Origin of the sequence: Gluconobacter wancherniae NBRC 103581 (genome assembly GCF_007988885.1) — a bacterium.
In the GTDB taxonomy this organism is placed as follows: domain Bacteria; phylum Pseudomonadota; class Alphaproteobacteria; order Acetobacterales; family Acetobacteraceae; genus Gluconobacter; species Gluconobacter wancherniae.
The window spans coordinates 1341905-1359212 of record NZ_BJUZ01000001.1 but is presented as its reverse complement, the minus strand read 5'-3'; the positions used below and the strand labels follow the sequence as shown (position 1 = coordinate 1359212).

Below are 17308 nucleotides of genomic sequence, written 5' to 3'. Positions count from 1 at the left end.
GAGCGCAACAGTGCGCGCGCGACATGTGCTGCGAAAGATGGTAACGGCAGCCTTATGCAAACGGATATGAATATTTCTTCTGTCCAACGGAAAGCTGGTTCGCCGCAGACGCTGGCCGGAGGTCTGCTGATCGGGATGGGTGTGCTGGCAGTTGGCACAACCTACATGACAGCGCTGAATATGCTGCCTGGCAGCCTTGCGCTTGAATTGCTGCGTGCAGGTTCGCGTGCTGGCGTTGTCGGCGGCCTCGCGGACTGGTTTGCCGTCACTGCGCTGTTTCGCCACCCGATGGGGCTGCCGATACCGCACACTGCGATTCTCCCGAACCAGAAAGTCAGATTAGGTGAGGCGCTGGGGCGGTTTGTGTCCGGGCAGTTCTTCACCAATGACGATGTCAGCCGGGCGCTTTCAAAAATAGATCTTCCACGACAGATCGCAAAGATTCTCGCGGAACCTGCCACGCGTAGGACACTCGTCAACACGATGCGCGCGGCGATCCCAAGTATGTTTGATCGTCTCGAGGACGGACGTGCAGCCAGTGCGCTTTCCAAGGCTCTGCCGGTCCTACTCAATGGTGAAGATATTGCTCCACTTGTGGCGCGTGCCATGCGTGCGATGGTTGATAGCGAGATGCATCAGGAGGTGCTCTCTTTTCTGCTCGCCCGCATCAAACAGACACTCACTGCGAAAGAGGGTGATCTGCGTGGCTTCGTCGAAGATCGGGTTCGCGAACAGGGTGGGCGTTTTCTAGGTTGGGCTATCGGAGGCTCCGTATCGAGCCGTGTTCTGAACGCTCTTAATGCTGAGCTCGAACGTGTGGACCCCATGGATTCGGATCTTCGGCATGGCTTCACAAGCTGGGTACGTACTGAAATTGATCGCATTGAAGATGAGCCTGAACGCCGGGCAGAGCTGACCGCTGCCATATCGTCTGTGCTGACACACGGAAGTTTGAAGGCCTGGAGTGGAGAGCTTTGGGAGCGTTTGCGGAAGATGGTGGAAGAAGATTGCATGCAGGAGGAAGGTTGGAGCGCTTCTGTCCTGGATGCCGCAATCCTGCACCTTGCTGAAAGTATGAGCGAAAACGATGCGTTGCGCGATAAAATAAACAAGGCGGCAGAAAAGGCTGTCCTGAAAGTTCTGCCAAGTCTGCGTGAGAAGATGTCAGGGTTTATTGCTTCCGTGATGGCAGGCTGGGATGGTGATTCTTTGTCTGCACGTCTTGAAAGCGGTGTTGGTCGAGATCTCGCGTACATACGGGTCAATGGTACAGTTGTTGGTTTTTTAGCCGGTATGGGGCTGGACGGGGTTTCTCTACTGTTTTTCGGGGTGTAGGAGATCCTGTCTTCGCGGACATTGCACTGTCTGTGGTCGAGAAAAGAACTTGACCTTGGGAGTGGCATGGGCCATCTGAAGATCAATAAGGACCTGTGAGGTCTTAAATTGGACTGAAATAACCTTTAGGTGTCCGAGTTATGTTGAGGCTGTCGAAACTGGCCGACTACGCGACTGTTCTTCTTGTCCAGCTTGGGCAGCATGAAGGGCTCGCGACAGCCGCAGCACTCGCCGGAGAAACCGGCGTTCCGGAACCTACTGTTGCCAAACTTTTGAAGGGTCTTGCAGCGGGAGGCCTGGTGATTTCCCATCGCGGTGCGAGAGGCGGTTATCGTCTTTCTTTTGGTCTCGACGAAATCACCGTTGCAAAGGTCATTTCCGTTGTTGATGGGCCGATTGCGATTACGGCCTGCTGTGATGGAAGGGGCTGTGAGCACAGTTCGCTTTGCGGGCTGTCTGGGCAGTGGGACATGGTGAATGATGCCGTCTTGGCAACGTTGAACGGGATTACCCTGGCTGACATGAGCCAGCACACAGTCGGTGGTTCACGCAAGGTGGAAGCTGAGCTTTCGGTCCGATCCGAAGTCCCTGCCGTGGTTGATACGGTTAATTAAGGAAACAGATCATGCCAGCCGTGACGGAAACCCGCGAGGCGGTCGAAAAACTCGCGAAGTCCAGCTACGAGTGGGGCTTCGAGACCGATATCGAGATGGATATCGCTCCCAAGGGGTTAAACGAGGATACCGTACGCCTGATCTCGGAGCGTAAGCGCGAGCCAGCCTGGATGCTTGAGTGGCGCCTGAAGGCGTTTCGCTCCTGGCTGGAGATGAAAGAACCGGATTGGGCTAAGTTAAAGCACCCGCCGATCGATTATCAGGATGCCCATTACTTTGCGCAGCCGAAGAAGAAGCCTGGGCCTAAAAGCCTGGATGAAGTCGATCCCGAGCTTCTGCGAACCTATGCCAAGCTGGGCATTCCTCTGCATGAGCAGGCTCTTCTTGCTGGTGTTGAGCCTGCAGAAGGCGAGCGACTGCCGGTCGCGGTTGATGCAGTGTTTGACAGTGTTTCTGTAGCCACGACGTTTCGAAAGACGCTTGAGGAAGCTGGCGTAATTTTTTGCCCGATTTCCGATGCGATCCGCGAGCATCCTGATCTGGTAAAGCAGTATCTTGGCTCTGTGGTGCCTGTTGCTGATAATTTCTTTGCAGCCTTGAACTCGGCAGTATTTACGGACGGCTCATTCGTATATGTTCCAAAGGGTGTCCGTTGCCCGATGGAACTGTCGACGTACTTCCGCATCAATGCGCGCAATACTGGGCAGTTCGAGCGAACACTGATTATTGTTGAAGAGCGTGCCAGTGTATCGTATCTGGAAGGATGCACCGCACCACAGCGTGATGAAAACCAGCTCCACGCTGCGGTTGTTGAACTGATTGCCATGGACGACGCGTCGATCAAGTATTCGACGGTTCAAAACTGGTATCCCGGCGATGATGAGGGGCGGGGTGGCATTTACAATTTTGTCACCAAACGTGGGATTTGCCGTGGTGCGCGCTCCAAAATTTCGTGGACGCAGGTCGAGACAGGTTCGGCCATCACATGGAAGTATCCTTCCTGCGTGTTAGCGGGTGAAGGTTCTATCGGTGAGTTTTATTCGGTAGCGGTGACCAATAATCACCAGCAGGCGGATACGGGCACCAAGATGATTCATCTTGCACCGAATACGCGTTCGACGATCATCGCCAAGACGATTTCGGCTGGACATTCTGACAGTACCTATCGCGGTCTTGTCCGGATGCAGCCAAAAGCGCGGAACGCACGCAATTTTACGCAGTGCGACAGTCTGCTGATTGGCGATCAGTGTGGGGCGCATACCGTGCCTTATATTGAGAGTCGCAATATGACCGCGCGGGTCGAACATGAAGCGACGACGTCGAAAATTTCCGAAGATCAGCTCTTCTACTGCCGCTCTCGTGGTCTGTCGCAGGAAGATGCCGTTGGTCTGATTGTTAATGGATTTTGCCGCGAAGTGCTCAAAGAGCTGCCAATGGAATTTGCGGTCGAGGCACAGAAGCTTCTGCAGATCAGCCTCGAAGGAAGTGTGGGTTAAGCAATGAGCGATTTTTTGAATATTTGTGGCCTTCAGGCCCGTATTGATGCCGACGGTACCCCGAAAGATATTCTCAAAGGTATCGATCTCGACATTCCCCGTGGCGAAGTACACGCCATTATGGGGCCTAATGGCTCTGGCAAATCTACGCTTTCATACGTCCTGTCCGGGCGGGAAGATTATGAAGTGACTGGTGGCTCTGCGACGTTCAAGGGGCAGGATCTGCTGGCTCTTGATCCTGAGGAGCGGGCTGCGCTGGGTGTTTTCCTGGCCTTCCAGTCTCCGGTGGAGCTTCCTGGTGTTAACAACGCGAACTTTCTTCGAACAGCTGTGAATGCAGTTCGGCGCGCGCGGGGTGAAGACGAACTGGATGCGATTTCGTTCCTCAAGACGGTGCGCGCAGAAACAAAGCATCTGTCAATGTCGGATGAGATGCTGAAGCGCGCGGTCAATGTTGGCTTCTCCGGTGGTGAGAAAAAGCGCAACGAGGTGCTGCAGATGCGCCTGTTGCAGCCTTCTCTGGCAATCCTGGATGAGACGGACAGCGGGCTCGACATTGATGCTCTGAGAATTGTGGCAGAGGGTGTGAACTCGCTGCGTAGTCCGGATTTCTCCGCGCTGGTGATTACCCATCATCAACGCCTGCTCGACTACATCGTGCCCGACCGCGTACATGTGATGGCCAAGGGGCGCATCATTCATAGTGGCGGCCCGGAGGTAGCTAAAATCCTTGAGAAGCAGGGTTACACCCAGTTCCTTGAGGCCGCAGCGTGAGTGGACAGTCTGTAGCAGGCCAGACATCCGCAGCTCTTGATGCGTTTGTGGAGCGCGCAGCAGCTCGCAGCACTGTGCTGGCCGGTACCGGAATTCCTACGCGCCGCGTGGAAGCCTGGCGGTATACGCCGCTTCGCAGCATTACAGAGATTGTCTGGAAGGAAGCTGCGCCACTGGATGCCGCTTCTGCCAAAAACCTGCTCGACAAAATTGCGTACCCGGCGAATGGTCATCTGTTTATTTTTGGAAATGGACGCGAAGTCACGTCGCTATCCAGCCTTCCGGAAAATGTGCTGAGAACAGATGCAGAGGCCGTTGACCCGCTTGAAGATCGTTTTTCTGCTGTCCTGAACGGTGCGCTGGGTCGTGATGGTTTGTCCATTCGCGTTCCCAAAAATGTTGATGCAGGGCTCCTGACACTCGCAACACTTCATCAAGGCTCAGCAATTTCGACGCATCTTCGGCACCGTATTGTGCTGGAAGAAGGTGCAAGCCTCACGCTTTTCGATGCGAATGTGGGTGAGGGCGAGTATCTCTCAAATCCGCGTTTTGACATTATCCTCGCTGAAGGTGCTCGGTTGCGTCACGTGAAGCATCAAAGCGAAGCGGAAAATGCAGCGCATCTTGCGATCATCAATGTCGAAGTTCAGGGGAATGCCGAATATGACAGCTTCACACTGAATGGCGGTGGAGCCGTTGCTCGGCACGAAGTTGTAACCACGCTCGCGGCTCCGCATGCGTTGGTGCATGTGAATGGTGTTCAGGTCGTCAATGGTACGCGCCTTAACGACCTCACATCCATGATTCACCATGCCGCTCCAGACTGCAATTCGAGACAGACAGTAAAGACCGTACTGAGCGATACGGCTCAGGGTGTTTTCCAAGGCAAGATCCTCGTTGATCGGGTTGCCCAGAAGACAGATGGCTACCAGATGAATCAGGCGCTCCTGCTTTCTGAGAAGGCGCAGATCAACAGCAAGCCTGAACTCGAAATCTATGCAGATGACGTAAAGTGCAGCCATGGCGCGACTGTCGGTGCCCTGGATGATGAGCAGCTGTTCTATCTGCGGTCACGCGGTGTCCCGGAAGCTGAGGCGCGCGACATTCTCGTGACGGCGTTTCTGACGGATGCTCTGGAACTGGTGGCAGATGAAGCGTTGCGTGAACTGCTTCTGAAGGGCCTCTTTTCATGATCGAGACTGTGCGTTCACGTTTTCCAATTCTGTCCGAACGGGTGCATGGGCGTCCGCTCGTATTTCTGGACAGCGCTGCATCTGCACAGAAGCCTGATTGCGTGGTGGAGGCAATGCAGGATGCCGCATACCACCAGTATGCAAATATTCACCGCGGCTTGCACTGGATGAGTGAGCGTACGACGGACGCTTACGAAAGCGCGCGCACTGATGTCGCACGCCTTCTGAATGCACCTGATCGTCGTGAAATCGTTTTCACACGGAATAGTACTGAGGCGATCAATCTGGTCGCGCATAGTTTCGGATCGCTTCTGAAGGCTGGACAGGCTGTCCTGATCTCGGAGCTTGAACACCATGCAAACATCGTTCCATGGCTGATGTTACGTGATCGCACGGGTATTGAGCTGCGTGTTGCACCTATTCTCGATAACGGGGATCTGGATCTTGCCGCGTACGAAGAACTGCTCTCCGATGGCAAAGTAGCGCTCGTTGCGATCACTCATATGTCCAACGTGCTCGGCACAGTTACGCCTGCTACAAAGTTAACCGAAATCGCTCATGCGAATGGTGCGCGGATCCTGCTGGACGGCTCGCAGTCGATCGTTCACCAGCGCATTGACGTACAGGCTATTGGCGCAGATTTCTTCGTTTTTACGGGTCATAAACTTTATGGTCCCACAGGGATTGGTGTTCTCTGGGGACGCATGGAGTTGCTCGATGTAATGCCGCCGTTTCTGGGAGGCGGAGACATGATCGAACATGTCTCATTCGAGCGTGCTACCTGGGCACATGTGCCTCATAAATTTGAAGCTGGTACCCCTGCTATTCTTGAGACGATTGGTCTCGGCGCAGCTGTACGTTTCGTGGAAGAGCTTGGATATGATGCGATTTCAAGGCATGAGCATGCGCTGACCAGCTATGGGCTGGAGCGCCTGTCGCAGGTTGATGGTGTCAGTATTATCGGTTCTCCTGCGGTACGTGGCGGGGTTGTGTCTTTCGTCATGGAAGGCGCGCATCCTCATGATATTGCAACAATTCTTGATCAGCTCGGAATTGCCATTCGTGCGGGTCAACATTGTGCTGAGCCCTTGATGCACAGACTTGGAGTACACGCCACCGCGCGTGCGAGTTTTGGTGTTTATACGACAACCGAAGAAATCGATGCTCTGGTGTCCGGACTTGAACGCGCCCGGATGATGCTCACATGAGGGATGCCATGACAGAAACCCAACCCGTTGACGAAGCCCTCGTAGTTGAAAGCGCAGCTCCCGATCAGGACGCTGTTCTTGCTGCTATTGCGACGGTTTATGACCCCGAAATCCCGGTCAATATCTACGAGCTCGGACTGATCTACGCGATCGACCTGCATGACGACGGGCGCGTAGCGGTTGAAATGACACTGACGGCCCCCAACTGCCCAAGTGCTCAGGAGCTTCCCGAGATGGTCAAGAATGCCATCGAAACAGTTCCAAAAGTGACGAATGTCAAAGTGGATATCGTCTGGGATCCGCCCTGGGACATGAGCCGCATGAGCGACGATGCGCGTCTTGCGCTTAACATGTTCTGATCTGGAAGAGCGAAATCATGTCTGAAACACTCACGCGCCGCCCACTTCCTTCGCTGATGACGTTATCTGATCGGGCAGCAGTCCGTCTGCGTGCGCTGTATGCAGGCGCGCATAAAGGCGAACTGCTCAGGGTCAGTGTGGGTAAGCGGGGATGCTCAGGCTTATCGTACGAGATGAACTTCGTAACTGAGCCTGAAGCGGGAGACGATCGCGTTGAAGACCATGGTTTAGTGCTTCTTGTTGATCGGAAGGCTACGCTTTTTCTGACGGGTACCGTGATGGACTACGAGGTTAAGGACCTCGAGTCCGGTTTCACGTTTGTTAATCCGAATGAGAAAGGTCGATGCGGCTGCGGCGAGAGCTTTCACGTTTAAGGCGCTTCGCGTCCCGAGTGAAAACAACCACAGCCTCAACCTCTGTGGACCAGAGAAACTGGTCCACAACTGTCCAGCTCAACACCGAATAGCCAGCAGCCTTAAGTGCACGTGTGTCTTTGACCAGCGCACCCGGATTGCAACTCACATAAACGATGTCTTTTACTGCTGAGCGAGCCAACGGCACCATTTGTGGGCCGGCGCCTATATATGGCGGATCAAGTACCACTGCGCGCGCTGTTTTAAGATCTTGCGGTAAGAGTGGCTGACGTCCCAGATCACGGCCGTAAGCATCCACCCGACGGCCTCCTGAGGCCGCTTTCAATGTGGCTGTTGCAGTTTCGTTTCCCTCATACGCAAGAACCCGCCCTTTTTCGGCCAGCGGGAATGTCAGCGTTCCGCAACCCGCAAAAAGCTCAACGATGATGTCTTTGCGATTGAGAGGAGGAATGCCTCCAACTACCGCAGCGGAAATAGCCTGCTCGGCATCTTTGGTTGCTTGTAGAAATGCCGCAGGCGGTGGGGCGGTATCTGCATCCGCAAAGCGCAGACGAATAGCGGCAGAATGAGCAACGGTTTCAATGCCACCACTCTTCGGATCCTGCCACGAAATACGAGGAATTCCGTGTGCCTTGGCAAAAGCGGCAAGCTTTGTACGGTCAACACTTGTAAGCTGTGCGGGGGTGGAAAACGTGAGATCCGGACCGCTATCCAAAAGGTTAACAATCATACTTCCGCGCCCTGTCAGGGACCCAAGGCTGGACAGGACCTCTCGAAGCGGGGTCAGTAACGCAAAAAGATCGGGGTGCAGGACATGACATTCTGTCATGTCCACCGGATCTCCGTTACGTTGATGCAAACCAATAACAACACCGCCTGGAACGCGCTGAACTGCGAAATCCATCCGACGTCGTGTGTAAGGGACAGTCTGGAAACGAAGCGGATCAGGTAGATCTTCGAAACCGGCATCGTTCAGGGCATGGACGACCCGGCTGGTTTTCCAGTCCAGAACCGCTGGAAGTGACAGGTGCTGCAAAGAACACCCGCCGCATTTTCCAAATAGGCTGCATGGGGGCGCCACCCGGTCCGGTGACGGTTTTTCAATGTGAATCAGCTCCACATCGCGGCCTGACATCCGCACACGCACATCTTCACCCGGTAGTGCACCCGGAACAAAGACGGTTTGATCGTCGTGATGTGCAATACCGTCTCCAGAGGAGCCGATGCCTTCAATCCGGAGCGGGAAGCCTCCGGTCTCCGGATTAATGCTCACCGTAATGCTTGGCGTCATGTTGTACGGGGCGGGTCAGATCGTTTTCTGGCGCCTGAACGAGACGACGCCGACGTGGAACCAGCATGAAAGCGGGCGTATCGCCACCAAAGCCAGTCTTCGCGGTATCGTTTTCGAACGCTGGGGCAAGTTCAACGGAGGGGCGAGGCCGCCTCTCATGCCTACGCTGCGGCTCTTCGCTTGGGGAAAGCGGCGCAGCGGCAATTGCTGGAGGTTCGACGCGTGTTTCGGCTGCCTGAACCAGTGTTGTAGCTTCTTCATTGCGACGCCCACCGCGACGTCGTTTGTTGCGCCGATTCTTTCCTCCGCTTTCCTCGTCATTGTCATGGCGGGGATGGGGCAGAGGCGTTTTGCTGTGCCCCTTCAGATCGTCTTCAGACGCCCAGTCGACCGTACGAATTCCCTCGATCGTTGGGGTCATGATCTTCTTGCCGGTCAGCTTCTCGATTGCATCAAGAAGGTTTTTTTCCCGTGGGGTTGCAAGACTGAAAGCATGACCTTCATTTCCTGCGCGTCCGGTACGACCGATGCGGTGTACATAATCTTCAGCATTGAATGGCAGATCAAAATTGAAGACGTGCGACAGACCACTGACATCAATTCCGCGTGCAGCAACGTCTGAGCACACCAGAATTTTCACTTCACCAGCTTTGAAGCGCTCCAGCGTGGATACGCGCAGGGATTGTGTGAGATCACCATGAAGATGAGCCGCCGCAAAGCCGTGTCTGGTCAAGGAGTGATGAAGCGCATCAACGTCGCGTTTGCGATTGCAGAATACGATTGCGTTTTGCACGTTTTCGGCACGGAGGAGCTTCCGAAGTGCCCGGCTTTTTTCGTCCGGTTCGACGATTAATAATGCTTCTTCAATGGTTGTGGCTACTGAGGATTGCCGCGATACTGTGATTTCTACTGGGGCACTCAGGAAAGCATCAGCCAGCCTGCGAATTTCTGGTGCCATCGTTGCCGAGAAGAACAGTGTCTGGCGCTGACGCGGTAGTAAACTCACGATTCGCTCGATATCAGGAATAAATCCCATATCCAGCATGCGATCTGCTTCGTCGATAACTAGAGTGCTGGTCTGCGTGAGAAGCAATCCACCGCGTTCAAAAAGATCAATCAGACGGCCGGGCGTTGCGATAAGAACGTCAACGCCACGATTAAGAACCTCACGCTGCTCCGCCATGCTTTCGCCACCAATCAGGAGGGCATGGGTCAGGCGCAGATTCTTGCCATAAAGCTTGAAATTTTCAGCGACCTGAAGTGCCAGCTCGCGTGTTGGCTCCAGAATGAGCGAACGCGGCATACGGGCACGCGCACGGCCACCAGCCAGCCTTTCAAGCAGCGGGAGCGTGAAAGATGCGGTTTTCCCGGTGCCTGTCTGGGCGACACCCAGCACGTCTTTTCCTGCGAGAACCTGAGGGATGGCCTTACCCTGGATCGGGGTGGGGCGCTCATAGCCCATGTCCCGGATGGCCTGCATGATCGGCTCTGCCAAGCCGAGTTCGGAGAAAAGGGGAAGCTTTTCTTCAGCAGATTCTACTTTGGCTTCAACAGCGGGTGCAGGCACAGCGATGACAGCAGGAGCCGGTTCTGCCACTGGCTCCACGGTTGTCTGAGCTGTTTTTGGCTTCCGACCGCGACGCTTTTTCGGGGCTTCGGCTTCGATTGATACAGGTGCGGGCTCGGCCACGGCTTCCGCTATAATTTCTGCATCATCAACTGGCACAACAGGTTCTGCGTCGGGCGCCGTTTTCTTGACGCGTCGCGTTGCAGTTTTTTTCTCAGCTTTGGGCGCAGTGGCCTTGGCAGAAACTGCTTCACTCTTCTTTGGGCGACCACGACCACGACGACGAACAGGAGCTACCTCGGTTGGCTTCTCGATCTCTTCCGCAACTGGAATTACTTCAATAACTTCGATAGCGGCAGGTTCAGGGTTTTTACGTGGACGTCCCCGGGGGCGCTTTGGCGCTTCAGCGACAGAAGTGTTTTCAGGAAGTGCTGCTTCTTCGGACGCTGTTTTTGGTTTGCGTCCGCGGCGTACAGGTGCCTTTGCTGCGGGCTCTACAGCGATTGCCGGAGCTTCTTCAGGTGCAGCAGCTTTTGGCATGCGGGCCTTCTTTGCAAGAAGTGGAGCGGGTGCATCTTCGGATGCCGTCTTACGTGCAGCGCGTTTGCGTGGTGCAGGTTTTACGGCTGAAGGAATGGCAGCAGCGTCAATCGCGTCAGGAGTTTCGATGTCTGTCTGAGGCGTCTTCTTCGTCGAGGAACGAGAAGCAGGAGGGCGCCCACGTTTTGAGGATGCTGTGCTGCGGGACTTGGAAGGACCGGAGGTCGTTTTCGCGCTCAAATGACTCTCGAAAATTTCGTTGATGGTGCGGCCTTGTTGGCGACCAGAGAATGCCGGGAATGCTCCCGGGCAAAACAACTGAGGTTCGGATATCGGCAAATGGCTCTAAAGGCAAGCGATACGGCCCATAAAGCGCCGTATCGCCCACTTTCTTACAGTCCGCGTGCCATTGCCGCCACGAGAATGGTGAGAACGCCGAGTCCCGCCATCATTGCTGTGCGATGGCGCAGCGTATCAAAAAGACCCGCTTGAGGGCGCAGTGCGCGGCGTGCGCGCCGAAACGGGCCATACACGGTGCTGACGAAGAGCGCCGCCATCACAATTGCCAGAACCTGCATCAGATTCACAGGCCATGCGACTGCGCCGAAACCCCCTTCATGCAGCACCAGTGCCCATCCGCTGAGAAGGGAGAAGGGGACAACCTGCCACAGGCCACGGAAGAATCGCGTGTAACCCTGCAGCTGAACGGACTGGCGAGGTCCTGCATCCAGAAGTCCCAGCGTTGAGCGTACGACCAGTGTTGAATAGATTGAGCCGCCGACCCAGTAGGCCATGCTGAGCAGATGTATCGCGAGCACGATGCTCCAGATGATCGATCCTGTCATTGATCCTCGTCATGGTTCTGAAGGGAAGAAAAGCGTCCGATCACAGGGTGTTCGGAATAACGTTGGCCTACTTACCCGACCGCGCCCACCTTATACCAGAGGGCAATGGATCTGGCTTCCGGGCTTTTGCATCGTGTCTCAGTTTGAAGGAAATCAATGTGTCTCTTGATCAGCTGGTGCTTCTGACGCCTGATGACTGCGCTGCAATGGACCAGGCTGCTGTCCGGAAGGTCTCGCTGCGCGCGCTCATGGAAAATGCAGGGCGGGCTGTAGCGCGTGAAATCCGCAAGCGTTTTTCGCCATGTCGTGTTGTCGTGGCTTGTGGCCCCGGAAACAATGGCGGGGACGGGTACGTTGCCGCGCGGCTGCTTTCATCCTGGGGATGGGCTGTTCGTGTGGCAGCCGTCGTCCCTCCACGCGTTGGGAGTGCTGCGCAGGCTGCTGCATCAGATTGGCATGGTCCGATGGTTCCGTTTACCGAGGCAGAAATCCAGCGTGCTGATCTGGTCGTGGATGCAGTTTTTGGTGCGGGGCTTGCGCGTCCGGTTCAGGCGCAGGTGAGCGCGGTTCTGGCCGCTGCGAAAAGCGTCGTTGCAGTGGATATTCCCAGTGGTGTGGATGGCGCTTCTGGCGAACTGCTTGGCCGTGTGAAGGGTTGCGACCTTACGGTGACGTTTGTGCGCCGTAAGCCGGGTCATGTCATGCAGCCAGGTGCGCAATTGTGTGGGGAGGTTGTCTGCGCGGAAATTGGTATGCCCGACACAGCATTTCAGGTTGTCCGTCCATCGCTGTGGCATAACGCGCCGGGTCTGTGGCGACTTCCTGTACAGCAGGTGGGTGATCACAAATACAAACGTGGTGTTGTGAGCCTGTGTGGAGGGGCAGAGATGCCGGGGGCAGCCAGATTATCCGCGCGGGCTGCCAGGCGTGTTGGCGCAGGGTTGGTGCGGATTGCAGCAGGTGCTGCGGCAGGTGGATATCGACTCGGCGATCCGGGATTGATTGTTGATGATGCCCCACTGTCTGAGCTTCTTGAGGATCCGCGTCGGAAAGTCTGGGTGTGTGGTCCCGGTCTTACAGAGCGGGAGGCTGGGGAAGCGCTCCCCGATCTGATCAGTGGAGAAAAAACGGTCTTGGCAGATGCGGGTGCCCTCGCGTGGGGATCGAAAGATCTGGCACGTCTGGCGGGTGTTTCCGTAATTACGCCGCATATTGGCGAATTCAGGAAACTGTTTGGAGACATTGAGGGCAGTCGCATTGAGTGTGCGCGCAGGGCTGCTGACAAAATTGGCGCGATTGTTGTGATGAAAGGCTCAGATACTCTGGTGGCCGAGCCGGGTGGGCGAATTGCCATCAATGACCATGCGAGTTCGGCGTTGGCGACTGCGGGATCAGGCGACACGTTGAGTGGCGTGATTGCGGCTCTCATGGCATCGGGAATGGCGGCGTGGGAGGCATCCTGCGCTGGTGTCTGGCTTCATGGTGAAGCAGGAATTCGTGCGGGAAGCGCCACGGGTGGATGGCCGATAGCGGAAGACCTAGACCTCTTCCTTGGTGAGGCCCGAAAGCGTGCGACTGCGATGCAGGAGGCAGTGAAAGCGATAAATGGATGAGCTCCCCTGTTGTTAAGTGGCGTGGCATGCGCTAAAGCCGCCGCTTCCACGGTCCGGTTTTCTCCGGACCCAGGGGCAGGGCGCGCGGGCGTGGTGGAATTGGTAGACACGCCAGATTTAGGTTCTGGTGGCGCAAGCCGTGGGGGTTCAAGTCCCTCCGCCCGTACCAGCCATGCTCCGTGACTACAGATTCAACCTACCCGACCGAGAGGATCGCCTGGCTCATGCAGGTTACGCCCACGCTCAACGAAGGCCTTAAGCGCGCCTTTACCGTCGTCGTCCCGTCCGCTGACCTGCAGACCCGCCGCAACGCACGGCTTGCAGAAGTTGCACGCGACGTAAAGCTGCCCGGTTTCCGTCCAGGCAAGGTTCCGGCATCTCTGGTCAAGCAGCGCTATGGCGCGTCCGTAAATGCGGAACTGCTTGAGCAGATCGTGAACGACGCGACCACAAAGCTCATGCAGGAGCAGAACCTGCGCCCGGCAAATCAGCCCAAGGTGGATCTGGTTTCCGCAGGCGAAGGTGATGCTGATCTTGAGTTCAAGGTCGAGATGGAAGTGCTTCCGGAAATCGAAGTGCCTGACCTGTCTGGTCTGAAGCTGACCCGCCTGACGGCCAAGGTAAGCGACGAGACCGTTGACAAGGCGATTGCTGATCTGGCGCGTCGCAGCCGCAAGTTCGAGACGATCGAAGAAGATCGCGCTGCTGCGCATGGCGATGTCATCTGCGTGGACTTCGTTGGTAAGCTCGATGGCACACCGTTCGACGGTGGAACGGCTGACGATGTCAATGTCGAGATCGGTGGCGAAGGCTTTATTCCGGGTTTCGCTGAGCAGATGGAAGGCCTGAAGGCAGGCGAGGATCGTACCATTACGGTAACGTTCCCTGCTGACTATCAGGCAGCTGAACTGGCCGGTAAGGAAGTCACCTTTGAGGTCAAGGCAAAGTCCCTGAAGAAGGCCGTTGATCCTGCGATCGACGACGAGCTGGCAAAGTCTGTTGGCCTTGAGAACCTGGAACAGGCTCGTAAGCTCATCACGGAGCAGGCTGAAGGCGAGTACCGTCAGCTGACGCGTCTGCGCATCAAGCGCGAACTTCTGGATGCCCTGTCCGACAAGACCGCTTTCGAAGCGCCTGCGAGCATGGTCGACGCCGAGTTCAGCCAAATCTGGGCACGCGTTGAGGAAGACCGCAAGGCCGGCCGTATGGACGAGGAAGACGCAGGTAAGGACGAAGACACTCTGCGTGCGGACTACCGTCGCATTGCCGAGCGTCGTGTGAAGCTTGGACTGCTGCTTGCCGAAATCGGCCGCAAGCAGGAAATCCAGGTTTCTCGCGAGGAGCTTCTGGGTGCCATGCAGCAGGAAGCGCAGCGTTATCCTGGTCAGGAACAGATGGTTTTCGAGTTCTTCTCCAAGAACCCGCAGGCTGTTGAAGGGCTTCGTGGTCCGATCCTGGAAAACAAGGTCGTTGATTACCTGATCGAGCTGGCGGACGTCACGGATAAGGAAGTCACACCGGAAGAACTCGCCGAAATCCCGCCGGCCGAGCTCTAAAAGGCGGCGTTCGGAAAAACGGTTATCACAAGGTGATATCCGTTTTTCCGGGCCTGCCCCCTTTGACGGAACGCGACCCCGGGTCCATGTTATGGACCGAAAGACAGCCCTAGCGGCATTGAGGAACAGATAGCATGGCCATTGGGGACCGCGATCCCGTCGAGGTGTTCAACAACTCTCTGGTACCGATGGTGGTCGAACAGACCGCCCGCGGAGAGCGAGCCTTCGATATTTTTTCACGCCTCCTCCAGGAGCGTATCATTTTTCTGACTGGGCCTGTGTATGATCAGGTATCTTCCCTGATTTGCGCCCAGCTTCTCTACCTTGAGAGTGTTAATCCTTCCAAGGAAATCTCCTTTTATATCAACAGCCCAGGTGGCGTCGTTTCTGCTGGTCTCGCGATGTATGATACCATGCAGTACATTCGCTGTCCGGTAAGCACTGTCTGCATAGGTCAGGCTGCGTCCATGGGATCGTTGCTGCTAGCTGGTGGTGAAAAAGGACGTCGTTTCTGTCTGCCAAATGCCCGCGTGATGGTTCATCAGCCATCTGGTGGCGCGCAGGGGCAGGCTTCAGATATTGAAATCCAGGCCCGTGAAATCCTTTTGATCCGTCAGCGTCTGAACGAAATCTATCGTGAGCACACTGGTCAGACCCTGGAAGAAATCGAGCGTAAGCTGGAGCGTGACAGTTATCTGTCTGCTGATGAAGCCAAGGAATTCGGATTGATTGATGAAGTCGTCCGTCGTCACCCGGCTGCTATCGCCGATCAGGGTTGATTGTCACAGCGATGATGGCCAAGGGATGAGATATCCCTTGGAAAAGAGAAGCGGCATAACAATATGCCGCTTCTTGTGTCCCCGGGCTGTGAGCTTCGGGGTTGCCGAAGGTTCGTCCCTCGGCCTAAAGTTTGAGTGCCTCCGCATGCCTGCCGCCATGAGTGGCGTGTCCGTGCGTGACGGGAGAGAGGAACTGCGATGAGCAACAAAACCGGCGATTCCAAGAGCACCCTGTACTGTTCGTTCTGTGGAAAGTCCCAGCACGAAGTTCGCAAGCTGATCGCAGGACCAACTGTATTCATTTGCGATGAGTGCGTAGAGCTCTGCATGGATATCATTCGCGAAGAGCACAAGACGCATCTTGTGAAGTCCCGCGATGGCGTGCCGACCCCGAAGGAAATCTGCAAGGTTCTTGATGATTACGTTATCGGGCAGTTTGAGGCCAAGCGCGCGCTGTCTGTAGCCGTACACAATCATTACAAGCGTCTTGCGCATGCTCAGAAGAGCAATGACGTAGAAATTGCCAAGTCCAATATCATGCTGCTCGGCCCCACGGGTTCGGGAAAGACACTGCTTGCGCAGACACTTGCGCGCATTCTCGATGTGCCTTTCACGATGGCCGATGCGACGACGCTTACCGAAGCCGGTTATGTTGGCGAAGACGTCGAGAACATTATCCTCAAGCTCCTGCAGGCTGCAGATTATAATGTAGAGCGGGCTCAGCGCGGTATTGTCTACATTGATGAGATCGACAAGATTTCTCGTAAATCGGATAATCCGTCGATTACCCGTGACGTATCGGGCGAAGGCGTTCAGCAGGCTCTGCTGAAGCTGATGGAAGGGACTGTTGCGTCTGTTCCTCCACAGGGAGGGCGTAAGCATCCTCAGCAGGAGTTCCTGCAGGTCGATACTACGAACATGCTGTTTATCTGTGGTGGCGCATTTGCCGGGCTGGACAAAATTATCAGCGCCCGTGGCAAGGGATCTGCCATAGGCTTCGGTGCGGATGTGCGATCTGAAGACGAAAGACGTCTTGGTGCGCTGCTCCAGACAGTTGAGCCTGAAGATCTGTTGAAGTTCGGTCTCATCCCCGAATTCATCGGACGCCTGCCTGTGATTGCAGCTTTGAATGACCTTGACGAAAACGCTCTTATCCAGATCCTCAGTAAGCCCAAGAACGCACTCGTGAAGCAGTATGCTCGCCTGTTCCAGATGGAAGGGGTCGATCTGACGTTCACTGATGATGCTCTTTCTGCGATTGCCACTCGCGCCATAGCTCGCAAGACAGGAGCGCGTGGCCTGCGATCGATCATGGAAAATATCCTCCTGGGAACGATGTTTGATCTTCCGGGTTTGGAGGGTGTTGAGGAAGTTGTCATCAATCGTGAAGTGGCTGAGAGCAAGGCCAATCCGGTTTATGTCTACGGCAAAGGTGCAGGTAAGCCGGCTGAGCAGTCGGCCTGATTTCTGCGTTCTAATTATTGAAAGTCCGTCATGATGAGATTGTGCTGCTTGCAGAACGCTCTCATCATGACGACATTATTCTCATGTGGAGTGGAGCAGCGTTGTTCGCTCGCATGCAGACGCCGTACTTTCCGCGCCCATAAGTGGGCGGAGAGTGCGTGATCGTCCATAACGGAGATCCAGGATATGAGTGACGAGACCAAGCCGAAGACCCGTCGCCGCAGCAAGAAAATTGAAGATGCTGTTGTTGAAACACCGGTAGTTGTTGAAGAAAAAGCCGCTAAAAAGCCGCGTCGTGCA

Annotated in this window: 15 protein-coding genes and 1 tRNA gene; 13 read left to right on the top strand and 3 right to left on the bottom strand. The window is 55.5% G+C overall.

Annotated features, from left to right (window positions below):
• The first annotated feature begins 66 nt into the window (after nucleotides 1-66).
• The 8 genes from GWA01_RS06340 to GWA01_RS06305 all read left to right on the top strand — a co-directional run bounded on the left by GWA01_RS06340 (nucleotide 67) and on the right by GWA01_RS06305 (nucleotide 7353).
• Nucleotides 67-1335 (top strand): DUF445 domain-containing protein, encoded by a 1269-nt coding sequence (locus GWA01_RS06340; RefSeq protein ID WP_228118383.1) that lies wholly within the window; start codon nucleotides 67-69, stop codon nucleotides 1333-1335.
• A gap of 140 nt (nucleotides 1336-1475) precedes the next feature.
• Nucleotides 1476-1949 (top strand): SUF system Fe-S cluster assembly regulator, encoded by a 474-nt coding sequence (locus GWA01_RS06335; RefSeq protein WP_146795049.1) that lies wholly within the window; start codon nucleotides 1476-1478, stop codon nucleotides 1947-1949.
• An 11-nt stretch (nucleotides 1950-1960) separates the two neighbouring features.
• Complete coding sequence (gene sufB / locus GWA01_RS06330) at nucleotides 1961-3445, top strand: Fe-S cluster assembly protein SufB (protein ID WP_146795047.1); 1485 nt, start codon at nucleotides 1961-1963, stop codon at nucleotides 3443-3445.
• A gap of 3 nt (nucleotides 3446-3448) precedes the next feature.
• Nucleotides 3449-4219 carry a Fe-S cluster assembly ATPase SufC gene (sufC, locus tag GWA01_RS06325; protein WP_146795045.1) on the top strand — a complete coding sequence of 257 codons (771 nt, stop codon included), beginning with the start codon at nucleotides 3449-3451 and terminating at the stop codon, nucleotides 4217-4219.
• Nucleotides 4216-5412, top strand: coding sequence for a Fe-S cluster assembly protein SufD (gene sufD / locus GWA01_RS06320; protein WP_146795043.1), 1197 nt, complete (start codon nucleotides 4216-4218; stop codon nucleotides 5410-5412). Before sufC ends, sufD begins: the two co-directional genes overlap by 4 nt.
• The gene (locus GWA01_RS06315) at nucleotides 5409-6620 is read left to right on the top strand and encodes a cysteine desulfurase (protein ID WP_146795041.1); all 1212 of its coding nucleotides are present in this window, start codon (nucleotides 5409-5411) and stop codon (nucleotides 6618-6620) included. Before sufD ends, GWA01_RS06315 begins: the two co-directional genes overlap by 4 nt.
• Nucleotides 6617-6979: an SUF system Fe-S cluster assembly protein gene (locus GWA01_RS06310; protein ID WP_146795038.1), complete on the top strand. Its 363-nt coding sequence runs from the start codon at nucleotides 6617-6619 to the stop codon at nucleotides 6977-6979. Before GWA01_RS06315 ends, GWA01_RS06310 begins: the two co-directional genes overlap by 4 nt.
• Nucleotides 6980-6996: 17 nt before the next feature.
• Nucleotides 6997-7353, top strand: a complete 357-nt coding sequence (locus GWA01_RS06305) for a HesB/IscA family protein (RefSeq protein WP_146795036.1) — start codon at nucleotides 6997-6999, stop codon at nucleotides 7351-7353.
• Here GWA01_RS06305 and GWA01_RS06300 read toward each other — a convergent pair.
• The 3 genes from GWA01_RS06300 to GWA01_RS06290 form a co-directional block, all read right to left on the bottom strand.
• Nucleotides 7301-8644: a class I SAM-dependent RNA methyltransferase gene (locus GWA01_RS06300; RefSeq protein WP_146795034.1), complete on the bottom strand. Its 1344-nt coding sequence runs from the start codon at nucleotides 8642-8644 to the stop codon at nucleotides 7301-7303. The genes GWA01_RS06305 and GWA01_RS06300 overlap by 53 nt on opposite strands.
• Nucleotides 8616-10334 (bottom strand): DEAD/DEAH box helicase, encoded by a 1719-nt coding sequence (locus GWA01_RS06295; RefSeq protein WP_146795607.1) that lies wholly within the window; start codon nucleotides 10332-10334, stop codon nucleotides 8616-8618. The genes GWA01_RS06300 and GWA01_RS06295 overlap by 29 nt, the downstream gene beginning before the upstream one ends.
• An 809-nt stretch (nucleotides 10335-11143) precedes the next feature.
• Nucleotides 11144-11596 (bottom strand): hypothetical protein, encoded by a 453-nt coding sequence (locus GWA01_RS06290; protein WP_146795033.1) that lies wholly within the window; start codon nucleotides 11594-11596, stop codon nucleotides 11144-11146.
• A gap of 206 nt (nucleotides 11597-11802) precedes the next feature.
• On the opposite strand from GWA01_RS06290, the gene GWA01_RS06285 reads away from it, so the two are divergent.
• The 5 genes from GWA01_RS06285 (at nucleotide 11803) to clpX (ending at nucleotide 17008) form a co-directional block, all read left to right on the top strand.
• Complete coding sequence (locus GWA01_RS06285) at nucleotides 11803-13209, top strand: NAD(P)H-hydrate dehydratase (RefSeq protein WP_146795605.1); 1407 nt, start codon at nucleotides 11803-11805, stop codon at nucleotides 13207-13209.
• An 84-nt stretch (nucleotides 13210-13293) separates the two neighbouring features.
• A tRNA-Leu gene (locus GWA01_RS06280) sits at nucleotides 13294-13378 on the top strand.
• 55 nt (nucleotides 13379-13433) lie between these two features.
• Entirely contained in the window at nucleotides 13434-14765 is a 1332-nt protein-coding gene (gene tig / locus GWA01_RS06275; protein WP_146795031.1) for a trigger factor, read from the top strand.
• A gap of 134 nt (nucleotides 14766-14899) precedes the next feature.
• Entirely contained in the window at nucleotides 14900-15544 is a 645-nt protein-coding gene (locus tag GWA01_RS06270) for an ATP-dependent Clp protease proteolytic subunit (protein WP_146795029.1), read from the top strand.
• A gap of 198 nt (nucleotides 15545-15742) precedes the next feature.
• Nucleotides 15743-17008, top strand: a complete 1266-nt coding sequence (clpX, locus tag GWA01_RS06265) for an ATP-dependent Clp protease ATP-binding subunit ClpX (RefSeq protein WP_146795027.1) — start codon at nucleotides 15743-15745, stop codon at nucleotides 17006-17008.
• Nucleotides 17009-17308 lie beyond the last annotated feature (300 nt).